19 protein-coding genes are annotated in these 21,497 nt (G+C 54.5%); 6 read left to right on the top strand and 13 right to left on the bottom strand.

Going from position 1 to position 21,497, the window contains the following annotated elements; translation table 11 throughout:
• Both mutY and acpS read right to left on the bottom strand, forming a co-directional pair.
• Positions 1–804 (bottom strand): A/G-specific adenine glycosylase (gene mutY, locus C162_RS28035; RefSeq protein ID WP_036700128.1); only part of this gene is annotated, 804 nt, incomplete at its 3' end.
• A gap of 23 nt (positions 805–827) precedes the next feature.
• The gene (gene acpS, locus C162_RS28040; RefSeq protein ID WP_036700130.1) at positions 828–1,241 is read right to left on the bottom strand and encodes a holo-ACP synthase; all 414 of its coding nucleotides are present in this window, start codon (positions 1,239–1,241) and stop codon (positions 828–830) included.
• A 282-nt stretch (positions 1,242–1,523) separates the two neighbouring features.
• On the opposite strand from acpS, the gene C162_RS28045 reads away from it, so the two are divergent.
• Positions 1,524–2,342 carry an alpha/beta hydrolase family protein gene (locus tag C162_RS28045; RefSeq protein WP_036700133.1) on the top strand — a complete coding sequence of 273 codons (819 nt, stop codon included), beginning with the start codon at positions 1,524–1,526 and terminating at the stop codon, positions 2,340–2,342.
• A 75-nt stretch (positions 2,343–2,417) separates the two neighbouring features.
• On the opposite strand, the gene nadE is transcribed toward C162_RS28045, so the two are convergent.
• The 3 genes from nadE to C162_RS28060 all read right to left on the bottom strand — a co-directional run bounded on the left by nadE (position 2,418) and on the right by C162_RS28060 (position 5,670).
• Positions 2,418–3,227: an ammonia-dependent NAD(+) synthetase gene (nadE, locus tag C162_RS28050; protein WP_036700135.1), complete on the bottom strand. Its 810-nt coding sequence runs from the start codon at positions 3,225–3,227 to the stop codon at positions 2,418–2,420.
• Positions 3,228–3,367: 140 nt separating this feature from the next.
• Positions 3,368–3,802: a BrxA/BrxB family bacilliredoxin gene (locus tag C162_RS28055; protein WP_036700137.1), complete on the bottom strand. Its 435-nt coding sequence runs from the start codon at positions 3,800–3,802 to the stop codon at positions 3,368–3,370.
• Positions 3,803–3,969: 167 nt separating this feature from the next.
• Positions 3,970–5,670 (bottom strand): ATP-binding protein, encoded by a 1,701-nt coding sequence (locus tag C162_RS28060; protein WP_156949729.1) that lies wholly within the window; start codon positions 5,668–5,670, stop codon positions 3,970–3,972.
• A gap of 197 nt (positions 5,671–5,867) precedes the next feature.
• Between C162_RS28060 and C162_RS28065 the strand changes: the two genes are divergently transcribed.
• Complete coding sequence (locus C162_RS28065; RefSeq protein WP_036700138.1) at positions 5,868–7,127, top strand: NAD(P)/FAD-dependent oxidoreductase; 1,260 nt, start codon at positions 5,868–5,870, stop codon at positions 7,125–7,127.
• Between the two features lie 73 nt (positions 7,128–7,200).
• Here the strand turns inward: C162_RS28065 and C162_RS28070 are convergent, their stop codons facing one another.
• Both C162_RS28070 and C162_RS28075 read right to left on the bottom strand, forming a co-directional pair.
• Positions 7,201–8,469: an ABC transporter permease gene (locus C162_RS28070; RefSeq protein WP_156949730.1), complete on the bottom strand. Its 1,269-nt coding sequence runs from the start codon at positions 8,467–8,469 to the stop codon at positions 7,201–7,203.
• Complete coding sequence (locus C162_RS28075) at positions 8,448–9,245, bottom strand: ABC transporter ATP-binding protein (protein ID WP_083678082.1); 798 nt, start codon at positions 9,243–9,245, stop codon at positions 8,448–8,450. The genes C162_RS28070 and C162_RS28075 overlap by 22 nt, the downstream gene beginning before the upstream one ends.
• A gap of 334 nt (positions 9,246–9,579) precedes the next feature.
• Here C162_RS28075 and C162_RS28080 point away from each other — a divergent pair, with 334 nt between their 5' ends.
• Complete coding sequence (locus tag C162_RS28080; protein ID WP_036700143.1) at positions 9,580–10,047, top strand: MarR family winged helix-turn-helix transcriptional regulator; 468 nt, start codon at positions 9,580–9,582, stop codon at positions 10,045–10,047.
• Positions 10,048–10,521: 474 nt separating this feature from the next.
• Here the strand turns inward: C162_RS28080 and C162_RS28085 are convergent, their stop codons facing one another.
• The 3 genes from C162_RS28085 to C162_RS28095 all read right to left on the bottom strand — a co-directional run bounded on the left by C162_RS28085 (position 10,522) and on the right by C162_RS28095 (position 13,103).
• Complete coding sequence (locus tag C162_RS28085) at positions 10,522–12,036, bottom strand: MDR family MFS transporter (RefSeq protein WP_036700145.1); 1,515 nt, start codon at positions 12,034–12,036, stop codon at positions 10,522–10,524.
• 9 nt (positions 12,037–12,045) lie between these two features.
• The gene (locus C162_RS28090; RefSeq protein ID WP_036700148.1) at positions 12,046–12,624 is read right to left on the bottom strand and encodes a GNAT family N-acetyltransferase; all 579 of its coding nucleotides are present in this window, start codon (positions 12,622–12,624) and stop codon (positions 12,046–12,048) included.
• 179 nt (positions 12,625–12,803) lie between these two features.
• Positions 12,804–13,103: a hypothetical protein gene (locus C162_RS28095; protein WP_036700151.1), complete on the bottom strand. Its 300-nt coding sequence runs from the start codon at positions 13,101–13,103 to the stop codon at positions 12,804–12,806.
• 230 nt (positions 13,104–13,333) lie between these two features.
• On the opposite strand from C162_RS28095, the gene C162_RS28100 reads away from it, so the two are divergent.
• Positions 13,334–13,813: a GAF domain-containing protein gene (locus tag C162_RS28100; RefSeq protein WP_036700153.1), complete on the top strand. Its 480-nt coding sequence runs from the start codon at positions 13,334–13,336 to the stop codon at positions 13,811–13,813.
• A gap of 221 nt (positions 13,814–14,034) precedes the next feature.
• Here C162_RS28100 and C162_RS28105 read toward each other — a convergent pair whose 3' ends face one another.
• The 3 genes from C162_RS28105 to C162_RS28115 form a co-directional block, all read right to left on the bottom strand.
• On the bottom strand, positions 14,035–16,467 hold the full coding sequence (locus C162_RS28105; protein WP_036700156.1) for a glycogen/starch/alpha-glucan phosphorylase: 2,433 nt from the start codon (positions 16,465–16,467) through the stop codon (positions 14,035–14,037).
• A 107-nt stretch (positions 16,468–16,574) separates the two neighbouring features.
• A complete protein-coding gene (gene glgD, locus C162_RS28110; RefSeq protein WP_036700159.1) occupies positions 16,575–17,678 on the bottom strand; it encodes a glucose-1-phosphate adenylyltransferase subunit GlgD in 1,104 nt (367 codons plus the stop codon).
• Between the two features lie 23 nt (positions 17,679–17,701).
• Positions 17,702–18,865, bottom strand: coding sequence for a glucose-1-phosphate adenylyltransferase (locus tag C162_RS28115; RefSeq protein ID WP_036700161.1), 1,164 nt, complete (start codon positions 18,863–18,865; stop codon positions 17,702–17,704).
• A 455-nt stretch (positions 18,866–19,320) separates the two neighbouring features.
• Between C162_RS28115 and C162_RS28120 the strand changes: the two genes are divergently transcribed.
• A complete protein-coding gene (locus tag C162_RS28120; protein WP_036700162.1) occupies positions 19,321–20,007 on the top strand; it encodes a response regulator transcription factor in 687 nt (228 codons plus the stop codon).
• Positions 20,004–21,473, top strand: coding sequence for a sensor histidine kinase (locus tag C162_RS28125; RefSeq protein ID WP_036700164.1), 1,470 nt, complete (start codon positions 20,004–20,006; stop codon positions 21,471–21,473). Before C162_RS28120 ends, C162_RS28125 begins: the two co-directional genes overlap by 4 nt.
• Positions 21,474–21,497 lie beyond the last annotated feature (24 nt).

Here is a 21,497-nt window from a genome sequence, read left to right on the forward strand (position 1 = left end):
CCCGCTAGCCGGCCGCTGCCGGATCAGTACCCGGCCCGCGTGCTCGCCGCGGCCCTCGACCAGGGCGGCCAGCCGCTCCTCCGGACGCGGCGGCTTCGCCTTGGTCTTGACGGGCAGCGAAGCCTCGCAGCCCGCCAGCCGCGCGGCGCAGTGCTCCATCACCGGACACGGAAGGCAGCGCGGTGATTTCGGCGTGCAGATGAGCGCACCAAGCTCCATCAGCGCCTGATTGAAGCTGCCTGCCTCCCCTTCGGGGATGAGCTCGGCGGCGAGCTTTTCCATTTTCACACGGGTCGGGCCTTTGGCAATGTCATCCTCAATCAGGAAATACCGGGATAAGACGCGCATCACATTGCCATCCACCGCCGGCTCCGGCCGGTTGAACGCGATGCTCAGAATAGCACCGCCTGTATACGGGCCTACGCCCTTGAGGCCGAATACGGCATCTCGGTCATCCGGTACCTGCCCTCCGTACAGCTCCTTGACCTGCTTCGCGGCATGCTGGAGATTCCGGGCACGTGAGTAGTAGCCAAGTCCCTCCCAGCACTTCAGCACCTCTTCCTCCGGTGCATCAGCGAGCGCCTCTACAGTCGGGAATTGCTCAATGAAACGGTTGAAATAAGGAATTACCGTATCTACCCGGGTCTGCTGCAGCATAATCTCTGAGATCCAGATGTAATACGGGTTGCGGTGGCGCCGCCACGGCAGGTCCCGCTTCTGGAGGTGGTACCATTCCAGCAGGAACCGGCTGAAGAATAACTTGGCTTCCTGCTGCGCTTCTACGTGCTTCTCATCTGTGTTCATCGTTATTCTCCTTGCCGTTCATATTATATAGTTACAGGCTGTAGACCGGGTGTCCGCTCCACCACCGCGAAGGCAGAGGCCAGTCCGCGGCTGTGCGTAATAGTGAGATGAATGACATACTCCTCCTTCGGCAGCCGCAGCCGGGACCAGGCCTCCGCAGACAGGATGGCTACTGGTTTGCCCAGTGCATCCGGCAGAATCTCAATGTCCTGAAAACCCACCATCTGACCGATTCCGCAGCCGAGCGCCTTCACAACCGCTTCCTTGGCCGAGAATCTTCCGGCGATGAATTCCGCTGTCTTCGCGCCTTTGCCTGCGGCCAGCGCCAGCTCCTGCCGGGTCAGAATTCTCCGGGAGAAGCGGCTGCCCAGGCTGCCCTCCGTAATCCCGGCAACCCTGCCGATTTCCAGCACATCATGCCCGATTCCGTAAATCACACATCCCACACCTCTCCTGGCTCTGCATTCCTTAACCCTCTTATATTACCTTCTATCCTTACCCTGCGTCTAATGATATGATCTTGCTAGGACTCCACAGATCTCATGTAACAGTGAAGCCTGTCAGCATCTTGACCAAGTATTATTAATAATAGTCTTAGCGTCAGCTTTCTGCTATTTTAAAAGAAAAAAAACTGAAAGTCTATCACGCACAAATCAGGTATATCTGGTAAAGAAGTACAACCGCCAGTTCCAAGATATGTAGGAAAGGAAGAATACCTTATGTCCCGTAATTTTGAATTACCCGCAGGAGAGGATGCGGTGCTTCGCTGTTCCCATTTCCCCGCCCAGGGAGAGGCCCGCAGTGTGATAGTCATCGCTCACGGCTACAAAGGCTTCAAGGATTGGGGGATGTTCCCGTATACGGCACAGGCGCTCAGCGACGAGCATGAAGTAATCACCTTTAACTTCTCCCATGCCGGCATCGGCGAGGATCTGCAGAATTTCACCGAACTGGACAAGTTCGCCCGCAACACCTACCAGCGTGAGATCAAGGATATGGAGATCCTGCTCTCTTATCTGAGCCAGCACCACAGGTTCGGCAGCCTCCCGCTCTTCCTGCTAGGCCATAGCCGCGGCGGGGGCGACTCGCTCCTCTACGCACTGGATCATCCCGCAGAAATCACCGGGGTCATCTCCTGGAACGGGATCACTAACCTGGATCTGTTCACAGAGCAGCAGAAGAGTGAAATGCGGGAAAAGGGCAGGACCCATGTGCTCAACGGACGGACCGGCCAGCAAATGCCGCTGGATGCCATCATTATAGAGGATCTGGAGCAGCAAGCGGAGCGTTACCAGATTGTAGAGCGGATGAAACAGGCCAGCTGCCCCGTTGTCCTGATTCAAGGCAGTGAGGACGGAGAGCATCTGCGGCGCGGCTCCGAGCAATTGATCCGGCTGCGGCCGGATATCGAATGGGTGCAGATTCCCGGCGGCAATCATACCTTTGGCACCGTTCATCCTTTTGCCGGTACTACCCCCCAGTTAGAACAGGCGATATCCGCTACCAGGGATTTCATCAACCGGGTGCTCGCGAAGTAGATTCTTACTCTTACCAAAAAACCGCCGGAGCGTCTGCATCAAACGCAGCGCCCCGGCGGCTCCGGCATAACCTGCTTAGATCCCCGGAATACTGTCACGCTTATGCGCCGTTCTCCGGAAGAAGCGCTCCAGCTTCTCAGCCGCTTCAGGGCTGACGGTCTTCCCCTCCAGATAATCGCTGTTCTCCTCGTAGGTGATTCCAAGCTCAGTCTCATCCGTCTGACCCGGCCAGAGTCCAGCCGTCGGCGCTTTGGTTACGATATCCGCCGGCACGCCAAGCGCCGCAGCCAGCTGCCGTACCTGCCGTTTGTTCAGAGAAGACAGCGGTGTAATATCGACGGCGCCATCGCCCCACTTCGTATAGAATCCGGTAATGGCCTCTGAGGCATGATCGGTACCCACCACCAGCAGATTGTTCTCAAAAGCAAGCGCATACTGCATCACCATCCGCGTTCTCGCTTTTACATTCCCCTTGCCCTGATGGGTAATATGCTTATGCTGTCCCAGGGCCTTCAGGCTATGCTCGACCTCCAGAGCGATTTCGTTCACCGCTTCTTCAATATTGGTCTCCACCGTATGGGTCAGCTCAAAAGCCCGGGCCACCGCATAGCTGTGCTCAATATCCTCCTGCTCCCCGTAAGGCTGGAACACCCCGAGTGTCATATACTCCTTGCCTTCCTCTGCCGTCAGCTCATCCGTAGCCAGCTTGCACAGACCCGCAGCCACCGCACTGTCCACACCCCCGCTAATCGCAATCAGCAGACCTCTGGCCCCCGCCTGGAGCGCATACGCTTTCAGGAAATCTACACGTCCCCGTATCTCTGTATCTGTATCAATTACCGGCTTAACTCCCAGCGTAGCAATAATCTCTTCCTGCAGACTCACAGGACCACCCCGTTTCTTAGAATTGTATTTCCTACCCTTAACATTAGAAAAAATCCCGCATGAGCCAAGCCTCCGGCTGACGGCTGGCTGATGCGGGATCATTACTTATTCATTCTGCTGCCTTAGGTTGCAGGACATTATTACTGGCACACGCGGTCAAAAACTTCCTTCAGCTCCGCAGCAATCTCGGCGGCCGAACGGTCTTCCACACCGTGACGTTCGATGAAGTGAACCAGCTCGCCGTCTTTCATCAGGGCGATGGACGGGGACGATGGCGGATACGGAGCGAAATATTCACGCGCCTTGGCTGTAGCATCCTTCTCCTGACCGGCAAATACGGTGAACAGGTGATCCGGCAGAATCTCGTTCTGCAGCGCCTGGGCTACCCCTGGACGGCACTGTCCGGCGGCACAGCCGCATACGGAGTTAACAACAACCAGCGAAGTTCCCTTGGCTGCCGGAAGGGCTGCTTCCACATCCTCCGGGGTCAATAGCTCCTGAAATCCGATACTTGTCAGATCGTCGCGCATAGGTTGAATAGAATCTCTCATATATTGATTAAAAGACATGGACATTTCTCTGCACTCTCCTTCATCACTTGAATTGAGATACGGCCCTGAACCGGGATAAAGTTACCGCGTTCCAGCACTACTTGCTAACTTTATTATACATACATACTCTGCGAAAGCAAGAGAAGCAGCCTGCTCCAGCCTGCCGCTGCACAGTCCCGAATCGGTGCCCGTCACCCCCGAATCCGCTGCATATATACAGGGCTTTGGACCACTCCCTCTCTGGAATCCACCGGAATAGTAACGATGACCGAGGTCCCGCACCCTACCTCCGATTCTACCCGGATCGTCCCGTTATGCCGCTCTGCAATACTAAGACAGAGCGACAGCCCAAGACCTGTCCCCTGGCTCTTGGTGGTGAAGAACGGGGTGAACAATTGTTGTAGCTGGCTCTCGGGCATACCGCCTCCGGTATCCGTTATAATCAGTAGCACGGTATCCTCATGCTCACAGGCAGCCAGTGTCAGCACGCCCTTGGCCTCCATCGCCTCCATGCCATTGCGGGCCAGATTCAGAATCAGCTGCTTGATCTCCCGGACATTGAGCTGCAGCAGCGGCATGGCCGGGCTGATCTTCAGTTCAACACTTTGGCCGCGGAGATTGGCATCCGCCCAGATCAGCGGCGTAAGCTCCTCCAGAATAGGCTGGAGCCCGGCCGGCTCCTTGTCCGATACACGGGTCTGTGCCAGCGACAGAAAGTCATTGATGATGCTGTTGGCCCGGTCCAGCTCCTCCATGACAATATGATAATAGGAGTGGAGATCCTCCGGGCTCTTTTCCCGCATCAGCTGCAGGAAGCCGCGTACTACCGCCATCGGGTTGCGGATCTCATGCGTAATTCCGGCAGCCATCTGCCCGACCAGCGACAGGCGCTCGACATTGCCAAGTTCACTGCGGATTTTCTCCTCTTCCGTCAAATCCTGAATAATCATGACGATTCCGCCCGGCTGCCCCGATTCATGCTGAAGCGGCGCGGTAAAAATATGATAGGTCATCGAATCGACCCTGATCTTGGTATTGGAACGCTGTCTGCTGCGCAGAACCTCATGTAACCGGGTGAGGGCGGCCTGATCCATGCTTTTGCCGAAGAGCTCACTGGCCGGACTGGACAAAATAATCTCTCTGGTCAACAGAGGGCAATGACGCTGCATCAGGCTCAGCATGTATTCATTCACCTCCGTCACATACCCGTTGTCATCGAACTCCATAATATTCAGCGGAACCACATTCGTGATCTGCTGCAGCTTCTCCGATTCCCACAGGAATTTCTCCGAGATCCCCTGCATTTGTATCCTGACTTGCAGCTTGTCCCAGGCCTTATCAATATAAATGATAAACAAGGCGCCCAGAATTAAGGCCGTCAAGGCATATAGCCCGGCCAGGGCGGCTTCAGCAGAAAGGATATTCAGGACGCTCCGGCCCTGCATATTCGGTACAATGACAATGAACAGCATGCTCGGGAAAAGCGCGCCCCACAGAATGCCGATTTTGCCGGGAATCGCGGATTTCTTGAACAGCCCGGACATACCGAAGAGCAGCGGATACATCAGCACCCCTGTATTCAAGAAAAAATGCTCTATCCCTGACGGCATCGAGAATAATGCAGTACAGAATAAGAAATACAGTGCCAGGTATACACTGGAGGGCAGGTTACCATATAAGATCCCGAGATAGGCCGGGAGAATCGCCAGATTCAAATAGACCACTCCGAACATCGTATCGGATAGCGCCATGCACAACGTAATGCCCAGTGCGCAGCAGATCATCAGAAAGGTATGGTCATCGGGGAACCTGATGTTCCGGCGTAGGGGATCGCCCCGGTCCAGCCTCCACTGAAAAAGAAACAGGAACATGCAGGCAGCCGATATTTGCAATAAAATATCCTTTACCGCATAAATAATTGCAATCACTCCTCAAATTGGTTAAAATTCCTTTTCCACTTAGATTAAAGCATACCCGCGCATTCCTGACAACGATAATCAGGTTTCGGTCGCTTGGATCTGGCTACACTCCGCCTGGAATGGTATGATGCCGTTAATAGAGTGTCGCAATAAGCAAAAGGAGCAAATGAATGAATAGCTATGATGTAATCGTCATTGGAGGCGGCCCGTCCGGGCTGATGGCCAGCGTAGCCGCAGCCGGACACGGGGCGTCCGTACTTCTGATCGACAAAGGGGCTAAGCTGGGCCGCAAGCTGGGGATTTCGGGCGGCGGGCGCTGCAATGTTACCAATATAAAGGAGACCTCGGAGCTGATCGCCCATATTCCGGGCAACGGCCGTTTTTTATACAGCTCGTTTGATCATTTCAATAACCGGGATATTATAGATTTCTTTGAGGGGCTGGGCATCGCCTTGAAGGAGGAGGATAACGGGCGGATGTTCCCTGTATCGGACAAGGCCGCAAGCGTAGTATCCGCTCTGATAGGCAAAGTACGGAGCCTTGGCGTGCAGATCATGACGGACAGCCCGGTCCGGGAGGTTCTCTACGGGGAAGGAGCCGTCCGTGGCATCCGCCTGGAGTCAGGCAAAGCCTTCAGTGCGAAGGCTGTCATCATCGCCACCGGAGGCAAGTCCGTGCCTCAGACTGGCTCTACCGGCGACGGATACCCTTGGGCTGCCGCTGCCGGACATACGATCACGGAGTTGTTCCCGACCGAGGTCCCCATTCTCTCACGGGAGGCGTGGATCAAATCCGGGGAGCTGCAGGGCTTGTCCCTCCGCGATGTTACGCTGAGCGTCTGGAATCAGAGGGGCAAAAAGGTGATCTCTCACCGGGGGGATATGATCTTCACCCATTTCGGCCTATCCGGCCCGATCGCGCTACGCTGCAGCCAGTTCCTGCGCCAGGTTCAGCAGAAGTCGGGAACCGATACCGTGGAGATGTCCATCGACCTGTTCCCGGATCTGTCCCTCCAGGAGGCGGAGTCTATGCTCCAGAATAAGCTCGACCTGGAGCCGAAGAAGGCTATCCGCAACTCGCTGAAGGGCCTGCTGCCCGAGCGCCTGATCCCGCTGCTGCTGGCGAAGGGTGGGCTTGACGGGGAGATTACAGGCCATCATCTGCCCAAGACTGGCCTTGGGGCGCTGGCTGCCCTGGTGAAACGGATGCCCGTTCAGGTTCATGGGACACGTTCCCTGGCGGAAGCCTTCGTAACCGGCGGTGGAGTCGCGCTTAAGGAGATTGATCCCAAAACCATGCAGTCCAAGCTGACCGCAGGCCTCTATTTCTGCGGTGAGATTCTCGATATTCACGGGTATACCGGCGGCTATAATATTACCGCCGCCTTCTCCACCGGCTATACGGCCGGCAAGCATGCGGCGGCGCAGTAAGGCGGATAAGCAGCGCCTATAGTTAGAACAGTAAAGAGCCTTCCCCCAGCTTGTGGAGGAAGGCTCTTTGCTGTTATCTTGCAAATCTGATGACACTGAAGATACGGCCGATCCAGATTCCGGCGGCAGCCCCGACAGGGATAAAGATCAGCAAGCCCCACCAGCCATAGGCAGGAATACAGAGCATAGCGGAGCACAGGACAGCGAAGGGCGTCAGCAGAATGGGCATCGCCTTGGAACCGGCGTCCGCCTTCTGCACCTTGGTGAACGGCAGAATGCCGATATAATCATCCCCGGAGAACAGATTCCAGAAGGAAGTCAGCCAGTAGGCCATCATACTCGTCAAGACAATATATAGCAGCCATTTCAGTACTACTGGCACAATAAAGATGGCCACCAGCGACACTCCAGTGAACTGCAAGTACAGCTTGAGATGGGCCGGATTGCGCAGCATCGCCTTCATCCCTGCGGCGGCGAAGCGGCTCTCGGGCAACTTCGAGGCCAGCAGCGGCTGCGACTTGCGGAAGATCCAGGGCTTGTAACGTGTCGGCCGCGGCTTATCCAGCACACGGCGCAGCAGAATCGCTGCAATTCTCATCCGCTGCTTGTAGTCTTCGCGCACATCATTGATGAACGTGCCGCGCAGGCGCAGGCGTGCTCTGAAGGCCAGGACGGTCACTGCCGCATAGGCGGCAGCCGCAAGGAACAGAAGGGTTGGGCTATCCTTCCAGAAGAGCGCAAGACGCAGGTAGATCCCGCAGGGCACGGCCACCGCCAGGATCAGCCACAGCCGGCGGCGGAAGCCCTGACGCTGCACCTTGACGATATGACCCAGCAGCTTAACGGCCCAGCTGCAGGTTATGGTCAGCGCCAGCAGGCCATAGGTGCTTGCCGCGCTCAGACCATAGCCGCGGATCAGAAACGGCAGCAGAATGACGTACACCGCCGCCATCTTCAGCGCAGTTACCGCTAGGCTATAGACCATGCCGCCTTTGAGAATCGTGCTGATCCAGTTCTGCCGCTGCCGCAGGAACAGCAGATCGCCTTCCTGGAGCAACAGCACGATACCTCCGGTAGCCAGCAGAATGGCCAGCAGCGAAGGCACGATCACAAAGGGTACATGGCTGAACCAACCCGGAAGATTGCCATTCCAGTAGCCATAGTAGAAGCGGCCGCCGAGCAAGCCCCCCGGGATGAGAATATACAGCAGGACTGTCCAGTCTACAGCCGTACGGATAATAGCAGTCTGCTCCCGGAAATGGGAGAACAGTCTTCGTCTTAAGAGATTCCTTGCAGCCGGGAACGCAAATGAATTCCGGCTCATGTTAATTCGTCGAAGCAATCAAACAGCGATCCCTCCGGCAGCCCCGCTTCCCCGCGTATCGCCGCAAGTGTCCCCTCGGCGGCAATTTTGCCTCCGGAGATCAGAATGAAGCTGTCGCAGATTTTCTCCGCTGTATCCAGAACATGTGTGGACATCAGCACCCCGGCACCGCGCTCCCGTTCCGCCTCCAGCAGGCGCAGGAAATCCTTGGTGGCCCTGGGATCAAGCCCGATGAATGGCTCATCCACTATATAGACATCCGGCTGTACCAGGAAGCCAAGCATGAGCATCATCTTCTGCTTCATCCCCTTGGAGAAGCCCGCAGGCAGATCATCGCGCACATGGGTCATGCTGAACTGTACCAGCAGTTGTTCCGCCGTGGACTCGAAGGCTTCATAGCTTAAGCCGTAGGCGGCAGCGGCCAGATCCAGATGCTCCCACAGCGTAAGGTCCTCGTAGAATACCGGCTGCTCCGGCACGTAGGCGTAGGACTGGTTCTCGCCGCCCAGCTTCACCCGGGCCTTGGCATGCTTCAGCAGACCGAGCAGCGTCTTGATCGTAGTGCTTTTGCCGGCCCCGTTCGGTCCGATCAGTCCCAGCAGTTCGCCCTTTCTTACCTGGAAAGAGATTCCTGAGATGCGGATATCTCCTGCCTCATAGCCCGCTTCCTCAATCACCACATCAAGCACAGTATCCTCATCATCGTAGTCATCATCGTCGTCGTAATACTTGTTGATCCGCTCCTCCGTCTGCTTCGGAGCCTTCTGTTCCTCTGAGCCTTCTGTCTCTTCCATGTATCTCTCCATCTCCTGTATCATCATTCAATATAATGCGATCATAGCACCCTGGACGGGCCTTTGCTGCAATAATTTTCACCCTTTACTCTCTCCGCAGCCTGTAGCCTTCATTATACGAATAACCGGTCACCGACTTCAAATTCCGCACAAGAATACATTTTTATGCACCTTCAAAAGATTGTTCAATTTTTTATAATTAAAAGTGTGCTTATTGTGACAAATGACATGTTCTTCAATCTTTGTTTGACGTATTGTAAAACTAGATATCAGGAAGCAAGTATTCCAAACCGTGCGGATAAGCCCGTACGATTAACAATAGAGGTGGAGAAGCATGATACAATCCTATGAACGCGATACTCAGTTGACCCTGCATTTGTACAGAGTTTTTGCCAAGTCCTTCAAGAGCATTAACGAGCATGCTGTAACCGGCAGCAAGATCGAAGGCTTCAACCCGACCGCCTTCGCAGTCATGGAGGTGCTCTTCTACAAAGGACCACAGCCAATCCAGCAGATCGGTGCCAAGCTGCTGCTTCAGAGCGGCAACGTTACTTATGTGATCGACAAGCTGGAAGAACGCGGCTATCTGCAGCGCAAGCCTTGCCCTAGCGACCGCCGTGTTATTTTTGCCGAGCTGACTACAGAGGGCGAACGCCTGATGAACGAGATGTATCCGAAGTACTCAGAGCGCCTGCATCTGGCCTTCAGTGGACTCAGCGACGAAGAGAAGGAACAGATGATTGTGTTGCTTAAGAAAATGGGCCTGCAAGCCGAGAAGCTCTCCCCGCTCCCGCGCAAATAAGGCTAGTTAAGGAATCGGCGGTTGTGAATCTATTCACTAATTCAACCAGTTATCAGAGTATGGGCTGCTCCAAAAAGCATGAATCGGCTGCTTGGAACAGCCCTTTGTTTTGAGCGGGATCAACGTGAGCACTTGGGTGGACGCTGCGTGAACGGACCGCATTCAGGCTATGCGCCTGTGTCTGAGCACAATGTATGCTGTTTTTCACATACAATTACAATTTAGTTCATATGCCACGTACCCGCCATGGTATGTGGTTGTATGCATACTTTACCTTCAGCCCTCAGTCACATTCAGCAACCCAGTCATTCTACGAATCACTCATGTGCAACATAAAAATTATATTTTCAAAAAATCGCTCCTTGGGTAAATGGAAGGTCCGCCATCCATTCCCAAAGGAGCGATTTCTTTGTATGTTCAAAAACCCTCTCGATAAATCTCCTAATCAGGAGAATCAGTGCTAAGACTTGAAGCTTAATGCTTCAAAGGTGTGCTTGCTTCCTGTATGGAAGGCACCCCTCGATCAAGGCGTACTGAGATCACCAGAGAGATTACAGCGAACACCGCCATTACGATGAACAGGGAGTGCAGGCCGCCCTCCAGCGCACCTTGCAGACTGCTCCAGGCTTCCTTAGGCAGGACGCTTCCGCTATGCGGGTTAAGCAGCTGGTTAATATCTGCGCCAGAGACGGCAGCTCCTGGCTGTTCCGCCAGGCTCCGGTCAATACTGAAGTTCAACCACGAGCCGAAGATCGCCACCCCCACCGTCTGCCCGAGTGAGCGGGTGAAGGTGTTCAGTGCCGTAGACGCACCGCGCTGCTCATGCTGCACCGAGGACTGGGCGATAATGGTGAAGACGGTCGAGGCATAGCCGAAGCCCACCCCGCAGCACAGCATCAGCACCAGAAGCAGCTGCTGGGAGGAGTCTGCATTCATTAGCGTAAGCCCCACGGCCGCGACAACAATCAGCGACAGGCCGAGCATTCCCGTACGGCGCGTGCCTGCACGCAGAATCATCCGCCCGCCCGCAATGGAGCCCAGCATCCAGCCGACCGACATCGGCGCCAGGAGCAGGCCTGAGAGGGCGGCACTTTTGCCGAATACGCCCTGCACCCACAGCGGAACATAGGTAGACAGGCCGATAATCAGCGTGCTGACCAGCAGGTTCGCCCCTGTAGAGACCGCAATATTACGGATGGAGAACAGCTCCAGCGGCAGCATCGGCTCAGCGGCCCGGCGCTCCACGAACAGGAACACCACCAGCAGCAGAACAGCCGCCAGAAGAATGGACAGCAGCAGCGGAGAGTCCCAGGGCAAACTCTGCCCCCCAGTTGTCAGGCCAAACAGCAGCGCCCCCATCCCCGCAGCGAACAGCAGCACTCCGGCTACATCGATCTTCGTCTTACGGCGCACCTTCTCTTCCTTCAGGTACCGTGAGATGAAGATAATCGACAGCAGGCCGAACGGCAGATTGAATACGAATACCCAGCGCCAGCTTAAATAATCGACTACATAACCGCCTAGCAGCGGCCCTACAAGCGAAGAAATCCCCCACACCGAGCTAAGCAGCCCCTGCGTCTTAGCCCGTTCCTTCAGGCTGTAGATATCTCCGATAATGGTAAAGGTCATCGGAATCAGCGCACCGGCACCAATCCCCTGTATCCCCCGGTAAATAATCAGCTGCTGCATACTCTGCGAGATTCCGCATAACAGCGAACCTGCCAGGAAGACTACAGCGCCGCCTATGAACACGGGCTTCCTCCCGATCAGATCACTCAGCTTGCCAAAAATCGGCGTGGTCACGGCCATCGCCAGCAGATACGCTGTAAAGATCCAGCTCAGCCACTGCATCCCCTGGAAATCCCCTACGATGGCCGGACCCGCAGGACCCGTTACGGTCCCTTCAATTGCTGCCAGAAATGTAGCCAGCAGTACGCCTGTCAATATTAACTTTCGCTGCTTTTCCCCCAGTGAACTCAATGATTCCATACCTTCTCTCTATGTTCTCTCTGTTCTCTCTCCTGCACCCGTATCTCCTTGCAGCAGGGAATACATTACTACATCCTGATAGCCGGAAGCCGTATGCCGGTATTGCCGCAGCAGCCCTTCCTGCCGGAAGCCAAGTCCCGTGAGCAGCCGCTCTGCGCGAAGGTTGTCCGGGTGGCACAGGGCTTCCATCCGGTTCAGCCCCATGCTCTGGAAGCCGAAGGCTAGCACCAGCTCCAGCGCTTCCCGCATGTATCCTTGGCACATGGCTGCCGGTGACAGCTCGAAGCCGATCTCTCCCCGGTAGGCGCCTTGAAGCTGCCAGTGGTTATAGCCGCAGCTGCCAATGACACTGCCTTCCGGCCCCAGGATGCTCCAGCGCAGGCTCTCTTCCTCCGCAGCCCACTCCGCCAGCAGGGCAATCAGTGCTTCTGCATCCTCCACAGAGGACAGAGGGGGGCCATCCAGCCAGGGCGCTACCGCCGGATGGCTCCAAATCCCGAACAGCGCCTGCGCGTCCGCAGGCAGCATCGCCCGCAGGCGCACCCTCCGTCCGCTTAATTCCGGGATTACCCCTCCGCACACATACATGTTCCCGTCCCCTTTCAACCCTACCAGTATACACTCTATTCTGCCCGGGCGGCGCGTTTACCTGTCACTTCCGCTTAACCATCACAAACAGCGTCTGACCCTATGGCTTGCCGCCACACGGTCAGACGCTGTACCTTATACCTAATGTTATGTTACATTCCGTACAGCAGCATTCAGAATTAACCTGACGCACCCGCTGCCTTAACCGGCTTAAGCACCTCAGTGCACAGCACGCCAAGCTTGGCCTGAATGGCTTTGAATTCTTCGATTCCCGTTCCCGTAACACTATAAGCGTCGCCATGGGCGGTGAGGAAATTCTCCTGGGTCAGCCGTTCCAGCTCCTGTTTCACTTCGCGCTCCGCCACCCGGTACCCCAGGTTCTCCAGCTCCGGCAGCATTTCCGTTAGTGTCAGATCCTTCTCATGTGCACAATATAGCATATGGATTCCAATAAACAAGTTCTGTACGTCGGCGCGCATATTTCACTCCTTCTGGCTACTAGCCTGCTGTATTTATAAAAGCATTACCCTGCCCTGAGTTCCCGGAAACATCCTCACTTCTAGGATTCTTTCTTCTTACTCTTTTTCCACTAAGCGGAAAAACCTGTTAATCCTTGATTATACTTGACGTATCACGCTTCCCTGTACTATCTTGATAGTTAACAGTTATGGGATTCATACTGACTCAAGGTACAGGAAGGTGATGCTTCATGTTTCAAGCCATGCCTTATGATGGCACTCGCAGCGAACGGTTCGAAGCCGTTCTCAGCCAGCTCGGGGCACTGATGGAGGGTGAACCGAACGCCATTGCCAACTTGGCCAACGCTTCGGCACTGTTAAAGCTCTCTCTGCCGGACACCAACTGGACCGGTTTCTACTTGTTTGACGGCAAAGAGCTGGTGCTCGGACCCTTCCAGGGACTTCCGGCCTGCATCCGGATTCCGCTGGGCCGCGGCGTCTGCGGAACCGCAGCCGCTGAACGCCGCACGCTAGTGGTCGGCGATGTTCATGCCTTCCCGGGACATATTGCCTGTGATGCTGCCTCTAACAGCGAAATAGTTGTTCCCCTGGTCAAAGGGGACACCCTCTATGGCGTACTTGATATCGACAGCCCGCTCAAGCACCGCTTCGACGACGAGGAGCGCCGCTTCCTCGAACGGTTCGCAGCCATGGTATCCGAGGTGCTGTAAGGCTAGCCTTCATTATCAGCAGCAAATAAGCCCTGAACCGCAAAATAACCCCGCAAAGTGGAGCTTAGCTTTGATGATGACTCAGGTACTTTGCGGGGACCCCAAAACATATCAATTCTTATCTATCAAAAAAGCCGCCCCACCGCAGGAATGATTCCTGGTTGGGGCGGCTTTTGCTGCTCTGATTACACCGCCTGAAGCTGCGGCCCGTACCTATGGCGTTACAGCCGGACCGGATCGATATGCCAGATCTCGGCGGCGTAGCGGCTAATCGTATTGTCGCTGGAGAACTTGCCGGAATGGCCGATATTGATGATGGACTTCTTCAGCCATTCCTTCTGGTTCCGGTAAGCCAGGTCAATCTTGACATGGGTCTCCACATAGCTGGCGAAATCCTTAAGCACGAAGAATTCGTCATTGTTGTCAATCAGCGACTGGAAGAGCGTATCGAACTCCTGGGCATGGGAACTGAAGGGGCCAGGGACGATTAGCTGATCCAAGACTTCTTTTACCCGGCCATCGCCATTGTAGATATCGCGGGCGTGGTATCCGCCGTACTGGTAATAATCAAGTACCTGCTCTGCACGGAGGCCGAACAGGAACATATTATTGTCCCCTACCATCTCATGCATTTCCACATTAGCCCCGTCCATGGTTCCAATCGTCAGCGCACCGTTCATCATGAACTTCATATTGCCGGTACCGGAGGCTTCCTTGCTCGCCGTGGAGATCTGCTCGCTGACATCAGCGGCCGGAATAATCTTCTCCGCCAGCGATACAGAATAATTCTCCAGGAAGAAGATACGGATCTTCCCGTTAATGTCCGGGTCTTTGTTCACTACATCAGCCACCGTATTGATCAGTTTAATGATCCGCTTGGCCAGATGATAGCTTGGAGCAGCCTTGGCACCGAAGATGAAGGTCCGCGGCACGATATTAATGGATGGATTATCCTTGATCTGATTATACAAATGCATAATATGAAGCACGTTCAGCAGCTGACGCTTATAGGCATGCAGGCGCTTGACCTGTACATCGAAGATCGAGTCGGGATCTACCGCAATACCGTGCTTTTTCGTGATATATTCAGCCAGATGCAGCTTGTTGCGGCGTTTGATGGCGGCCACCTGCTCCTGGAAGGAGGCATCCTCACTGTATTTGATCAGTCCGATCATCTCCTGTGGCTGATGCAGCCAGCGGGTGCCGATCGACTCGCTGATCAGTCCGGCAAGCTCGGGATTGGCATGCTGCAGCCAGCGGCGGTGCGTAATGCCGTTGGTCTTGTTATTGAAGCGGTGCGGATACATCTCATTGAACAGCCGCATCTCACGCTTTTGCAGAATCTCGGTATGCAGCGCCGCTACACCGTTCACACTGTGGCTGGCAACAATCGCCAGATGCGCCATCCGTACCTGATCGTCATGGATGATCGCCATCTGATTGATCCGGTCCTGGTCTCCAGGATATTTGCTCATCAGTTCGCCGCAGAAGCGGGCGTTAATCTCTTCAATAATCAGGAAGATGCGCGGAAGCAGCTCTCTGACCATGCCGATCGGCCACTTCTCCAGGGCTTCGCTCAGAATGGTATGGTTGGTATACGATACCATCCGGGTAGTCATGCTCCAGGCGTGATCCCAGCCCAGATTATAGACATCCATCAGAATGCGCATCAGCTCAGGGATCACCAGCGTAGGGTGAGTGTCATTGATATGCAGGGCTACCTTGTCAGGCAGGCTGTCAATCGGCAGGCCTGTCTTGGCGAAGGTCCGGATAATACTCTGCAGGCCGGCACTGCACATGAAGTACTGCTGTTTCAGACGAAGCAGCTTGCCTTCGTACTGGGAATCATCGGGATACAGGAATTCAGAGATGGATTCCACCGAACGCTTGTATTCCAGAAACTTGTGATAATCCGTACCGCCCTGAGCGCCGAAGACTCTCGATGGCTGGGTGATGGACTCAGCACTCCAGTTACGCAGCGTGTTCACATGTCTGCGGTCTGCACCAATCACCGGGATATCATACGGAACCGCACGTACAGCCTCATAATCCTTGTGCTCGAACACAAGCTCATCATTCTCCCAGCGGGTGTCCACATGTCCCCAGAAATGCACCTCTACCTGTTTATCTTCGCGGCGAACTTCCCACACGTTGTCATTCTGCAGCCAGTAATCCGGGAGTTCCACCTGATAGCCGTCTACAATCTTCTGCTCGAACAAGCCGTATTTATAACGGATGCCGCAGCCGTGCCCTGCATATTGCAGGGAAGCGAGCGAATCCAGGAAGCAGGCTGCAAGGCGGCCCAGCCCCCCGTTGCCCAGGCCGGCATCGGCTTCGACCTCTTCGATATCCTGCAGACAGAATCCCAGATCCGCAAGGCCCTCGCGAACGACCTCCAGCACACCCATGTTCAGCAGGTTATTGCCCAGCAGCCTGCCGATCAGGAATTCCATGGAGAAATAATATACCTGCTTATCCTTGTCGATCTTGAACTTCTGATTGGTGGCCGCCCAGTCCTTACCGGCATTCTCGCGGATCATGTTGCCGAGAATATTATAAATGTCGGCGTTCGAAGCTTCTTCAAGCGGCTTGCCTAATTTCCCGATGAGTTTCTCGCGGAACACTTGTTTGAAAGTCTCTTTATCGTTGAACAACAGCAGGTTCCTCCTTACAGGATGCATGTATTTGTTGATAATAGTGCCTATTACAACACTGGATCAGGGGAAATGCCCCTAGCGGTACATTTCCCCTGATCCAGATATTATATCTTGCTGCTCTTGGCTATGACAAATGGACGCCTGCTGTCTCCAACGAGTATCCGGTCTTTGCTGAGATGCACATCTTTGTCCATGATCACATTCTCAATCACAGCATTCTCTTCAATGACGCATTTCTGCATAATCACAGAATTAATAATTCTCGCACCCTTACGAATCTGTACGCCCCGGAAAATAACGCTGTTCTCCACTGACCCGGCGATTACACAGCCGTTGGCCACCAGCGAGTTGCTGACCGACGCACTGTCCAGATAACGGGTTGGCGCCTCATATTTAATCTTGGTCTGCACCGGATTCTCTTTGAACAGACCGAAGTAATTCTCCTGCTTCAGCAGCTCCAGGCTGTTCTTATAGTAACTCTCCAGCGAATTGATAACGGCATGGTAACCCTTATATTCATAGGCGGAGATTTTGAATTTGTGGCGGTTCTTCTGAATGGCATCGCGGAAGAAATAGCTCTCGCCATGGGCAATGCAATGCTCCACCTGCTCCAGGAACAGCTTCTTCTCAATAATGAAGATGTCCAGATACACATTCGGATGATGCTTCTCATGGTGAATATTCGTCACTAGATTGTCGTCATTAAGCTCGACCCGCAGGCACGGGTCATGCTCGGGCTGAAGCTCGTCAATCTGCTTGTAGACCATCGTTACGTCCGCACCCTGTTCCAGGTGATACTGATAGAGGTCCTGCAGGTCCACCGTGTTAATATGCTGGCTGCCGGAGAAGACGATGTATTTGGCCGAAGCCCTTTTGAAGAAATCCAGATTGTTATGATAATGCTGCAGGTCGCCCAGGGAGGTGTCCGTAGGGTCATTCCAGTCCGGTGGCAGGATGAACAGTCCGCCATGCTTGCGGTTCATATCCCACGATTTGCCGTCGCCGAGATGATCCATCAATGAACGGTATTTGCGGCGGACGAACAGCCCTACGCTCTCCAGCTCCGCACGCATCATGTTCGACAAGACGAAGTCGATCAGCCGGTAACGGCTGGCGAAGGGGACCGCTGCTCCGCAGCGGAAATAGGTCAGTTCATTTAAATTATCCAATTCATGATCAAGATTAATTACACCCATAAGCTCTTTCATCGGAATCCCCCGCCCTCTTGTGGTTATATGGTTTTGGCTGCTACAGATTTGAGCTTCTTGCTTCGTTTGTCGATCAGCAGAATTTCATTCTCATTCTCCCGGTCGGCGCCGATTTCCATATTATCCTCAATGACCGTGTTCTGACTGATGATCGCTTTGTGAATTCTCACGTTCTTGCCGATCTTCACCTTGGGCATAATGACAGAGTCGGTGATGACACTGCCTTCGCCCACTTCAACCCCGTAAAAGAGGACAGAGTGCTTCACCTCGCCATGCACGATGCAGCCTTCATTAATGATGCAGCTCGATACCTTGGCTCCCGGTGCCACATATTGTGCGGGCTGATTCGGATTACGGGTGAAGATTCTCCAGCCGGTATCATTCAGGTTCAGGGGAGGCGTATCGCTCAGGAGATCCATATTCGCTTCCCACAGACTGTCTACCGTACCTACATCTCTCCAATAGCCTTCAAAAGGATAAGCGTACAGCGATTGGCCTTCACCCAGCATCATCGGAATAATGTCCTTACCGAAGTCATGGGATGATCCGGCGTTCTCCCCGTCCTCAAGCAGATGCTTGCGCAGAACATCCCATTTGAAAATATATACCCCCATCGAAGCAAGTGTGCTCTTAGGCTGGGCTGGCTTCTCTTCGAACTCATAGATCTTCAGGTCATCTTCTGTATTCAGTATGCCGAAGCGGCTTGCTTCCTCCAGTGAAACGTCAATGACTGAGATGGTGCAGTCCGCATTCTTGGATTTGTGATATTGCAGCATCGCATGATAATCCATCTTGTAAATATGGTCTCCCGACAGAATTAACACATGCTCCGGATCGAACTGATCCACGAACTTCAGATTGCGGTAGATCGCATCTGCCGTTCCCCGGTACCAGCTGCTTCCGTTCTCCCGTTCATGCGGAGGCAAGACGAATACGCCGCCATCCTTGCGGTTCAGGTCCCAGTCGCTGCCGACCCCGATATACGAATGCAGCACCAGCGGTTCATACTGTGTCAGCACACCCACGGTATCGATGCCTGAATTCGAGCAGTTACTTAGAGGGAAGTCGATGATGCGGTAGGTTCCTCCGAAATATACAGCCGGTTTGGCAATCGATTTGGTCAGACTTTTTAATCTTTTCCCTTGGCCTCCCGCCAACAGCATGGCTACCATCTCTTTTTTCTTCATGGAAGAGCCTCCTTGACTTATGGGTAATGGAACATGTAATAAATTAGGTTGAATGAGTGATGCTGTGAAGTGCAGACCTAAATAGATACCCTAAAAAGAAGTGTTGTGAAAAGATTTAACCCAAAAGAAATGCCTAGACAGGATGAATACGGGTTGTACGGGGAGGAAAACAGCTGAACGGGACATGTTGTATCCTTATATTCTAATAGTGTTCTATGCCCGCCGTAAAAAACCCTTTATTACCTGAACTAAACTGTTTAAATTTATAACTATATTTCATATTCATGGCGCGATAAGTCACTATAATTAGATTAACCATTATGATTAACCGCAATCAGCCGGGATGAATCGAATCCGTGGCTCCAAAGGCCTATTTTCAGCAAACGTTCAACCGGGGAATTCATACTATGGACATACTACACTAATTTCACTTACTCAAAATGGAGGAAATGCCAATGAAAGCGACACAAGGTATCCGGCTACTCCTGGTGGATGATGAGCCTCATATCCTTCAGTTTCTGGAGCTGGGCCTAATGAACGAAGGCTTTGAGGTACAAACCGCCGCAGATGGCGCTGAAGCCCTGGCAACGGCAGCCGACTTTAAGCCGCATGTTGTTATCCTTGATGTAATGATGCCCGGTATGGACGGATTCGAGGTCTGCCGGTGCCTCCGTTCCGAGGAAGCGGAGGTGGCGATCATCATGCTGACCGCCAAGGATGAGGTGGACGACCGCGTGGCGGGCCTGTCTCTGGGCGCAGATGATTACATGGTGAAGCCGTTCAGCTTCGAGGAGCTGCTGGCCCGGATTCAGGCCCGGCTGCGCAACCAGTTTCCCGGCCTGCTCGGTGAGGTCCGGTGCGGCCCCTTCCGGATTGACGGCCGCCGCAAGGAGATCCGCCATAAGGAGGAGGTGCTGGAGCTGTCTCCGACTGAATATGAGCTGCTGCAGTATCTGGTGATCAACCACGGACTGGTCCTGAGCAAGCCGATGATTCTCGACAAGGTGTGGGGCTATGACTTCGGCGGGGAGGAGAATATCGTGGAGGTCTATATCCGCTCCCTCCGGGAGAAGCTCGGCGACAAGGAGCACCGGATCATCCGCACCCTGCGCGGGGCGGGGTACCGGGTGGATCTGGTATGACTGCCCGGACCCGTAGATTCACAGGCAGATTCCATGCTCCGCGTTCCCTGCGCAAGCAGCTGCTCGCCGCCTCGCTGCTCATTCTTTCAGGATTGCTTATACTGATCGGCACACTCCAGTATGTACTCATGCGGAATTTCATATACAGCAACCGGGCGGAGGCGATGGAGACCCAGATACGCTCTGTGCCATTTGAAATCTTCAATAATGCAGGTAACAGACGGCCAGGGGGAGACCGGCGCCCCCTGCTGCTCGACGCCCATACTACCCTCGCTATCTATAATCAGGACGGCAGCTTCATGGATTTGAAGGAAGAGACCCTGTCCGCTTCGCCTGCACCAAGAATGAGTAATGAGGCCTATGACCAGCTGTTGAAGCTCCCCCAGGACAAGAGGGGCGGGAGTTACCAGCTGATTCCCGCCGGGGATGGCAGCGAGCATCTGGCGGTCTTCATGAATCTGGGCAGGCCCGGAGCTGCCCGGATGCTTCTGCAGATGACGGTGGAGACCGGACCGCTGAAGGATGTCATCCTGCAGCAGCTGCTTATCTTCGGCGCATTGTCGGTAACGGCTCTGCTGGCCGGGCTGCTGCTGTATTTGCCTGCGCTGCGCAAAACGCTGGTCCCCTTATCCAACATGGGGCGTTCGGCCCAGATTATCGATGCCGGCAACCTGAATGTGCGGTTCCCTGAGGAGCAGGGCCAGCTTGAGATCGACCAGCTCGCCCAGTCCTTCAACGGCATGCTGGAGCGGCTGGAGATTTCGTTCAAGAATGAGCGGGAGGCGAAAGAGCAGATGCGCCGGTTCGCCGCAGATGCTTCCCATGAACTGCGAACGCCGCTGACATCCATCTACGGCTTCCTGGAGGTCCTTCTGCGCGGAGCTGCCGATAACCGGGAACAGCTCTACAGCGCGCTGAACAGCATGCACGGTGAAGCCAAGCGCATCAACAAGCTGGTGGAGGACCTGCTTCTGCTCGCCCGGATGGACGGCGCACCCCGGCTGCGGGTCAAGCAGGTACTGCTGGGCGAGCTGATCGACGACATGCAGGCGCAGCTCCGGGTGCTGGCCGGAGAGCGGCAGGTCGTCTTCGACCTGGCCTGCGGCATCCGTTGCCTGGTTGATCCTGACCAGATCAGACAGGTCCTTCTTAATCTATTCCACAATGCGGTTCAGCATACCGATGCGCTCAAGGGCATCATCCACATATCGCTACACGCCGGGGGAGAATTAGCAGAGCTTACCGTGAAGGATAACGGCTCCGGCATCTCTGCGGAGCATCTCCCGCATGTGTTCGACCGCTTCTACCGCAGCGATTCCTCCCGCACACGCAAATACGGCGGCTCCGGGCTTGGATTATCGATTACGAGGTCCATTGCCGAAGCTCATCAGGGAGAAGTTACTGTATCCAGCCCCCCGGGTGAGGGGGCTGCCTTCAAGGTCTCTCTTCCATGTCTGCGGAATTAGCCAATGAGCTGTAAATAGCGATAT

Source organism: Paenibacillus sp. FSL R7-269 (assembly GCF_000517865.1).
In the GTDB taxonomy this organism is placed as follows: Bacteria; Bacillota; Bacilli; order Paenibacillales; family Paenibacillaceae; genus Paenibacillus_AQ.

Bases quoted from the DNA above. Each gene is read 5' to 3' on its own strand.
- C162_RS28075 (WP_083678082.1), bottom strand. From the start codon at position 9,245: ATGGAAGAGACAGAAGGCTCAGAGGAACAGAAGGCTCCGAAGCAGACG.
- C162_RS28095 (WP_036700151.1), bottom strand. From the start codon at position 13,103: ATGCGCGCCGACGTACAGAACTTGTTTATTGGAATCCATATGCTATAT.
- C162_RS28065 (WP_036700138.1), top strand. From the start codon at position 5,868: ATGAATAGCTATGATGTAATCGTCATTGGAGGCGGCCCGTCCGGGCTG.
- C162_RS28045 (WP_036700133.1), top strand. From the start codon at position 1,524: ATGTCCCGTAATTTTGAATTACCCGCAGGAGAGGATGCGGTGCTTCGC.
- C162_RS28120 (WP_036700162.1), top strand. From the start codon at position 19,321: ATGAAAGCGACACAAGGTATCCGGCTACTCCTGGTGGATGATGAGCCT.
- C162_RS28080 (WP_036700143.1), top strand. From the start codon at position 9,580: ATGATACAATCCTATGAACGCGATACTCAGTTGACCCTGCATTTGTAC.
- C162_RS28100 (WP_036700153.1), top strand. From the start codon at position 13,334: ATGTTTCAAGCCATGCCTTATGATGGCACTCGCAGCGAACGGTTCGAA.
- C162_RS28115 (WP_036700161.1), bottom strand. From the start codon at position 18,865: ATGAAGAAAAAAGAGATGGTAGCCATGCTGTTGGCGGGAGGCCAAGGG.
- C162_RS28090 (WP_036700148.1), bottom strand. From the start codon at position 12,624: ATGTATGTGTGCGGAGGGGTAATCCCGGAATTAAGCGGACGGAGGGTG.
- C162_RS28125 (WP_036700164.1), top strand. From the start codon at position 20,004: ATGACTGCCCGGACCCGTAGATTCACAGGCAGATTCCATGCTCCGCGT.
- C162_RS28055 (WP_036700137.1), bottom strand. From the start codon at position 3,802: ATGTCCATGTCTTTTAATCAATATATGAGAGATTCTATTCAACCTATG.
- glgD (WP_036700159.1), bottom strand. From the start codon at position 17,678: ATGAAAGAGCTTATGGGTGTAATTAATCTTGATCATGAATTGGATAAT.
- C162_RS28085 (WP_036700145.1), bottom strand. From the start codon at position 12,036: ATGGAATCATTGAGTTCACTGGGGGAAAAGCAGCGAAAGTTAATATTG.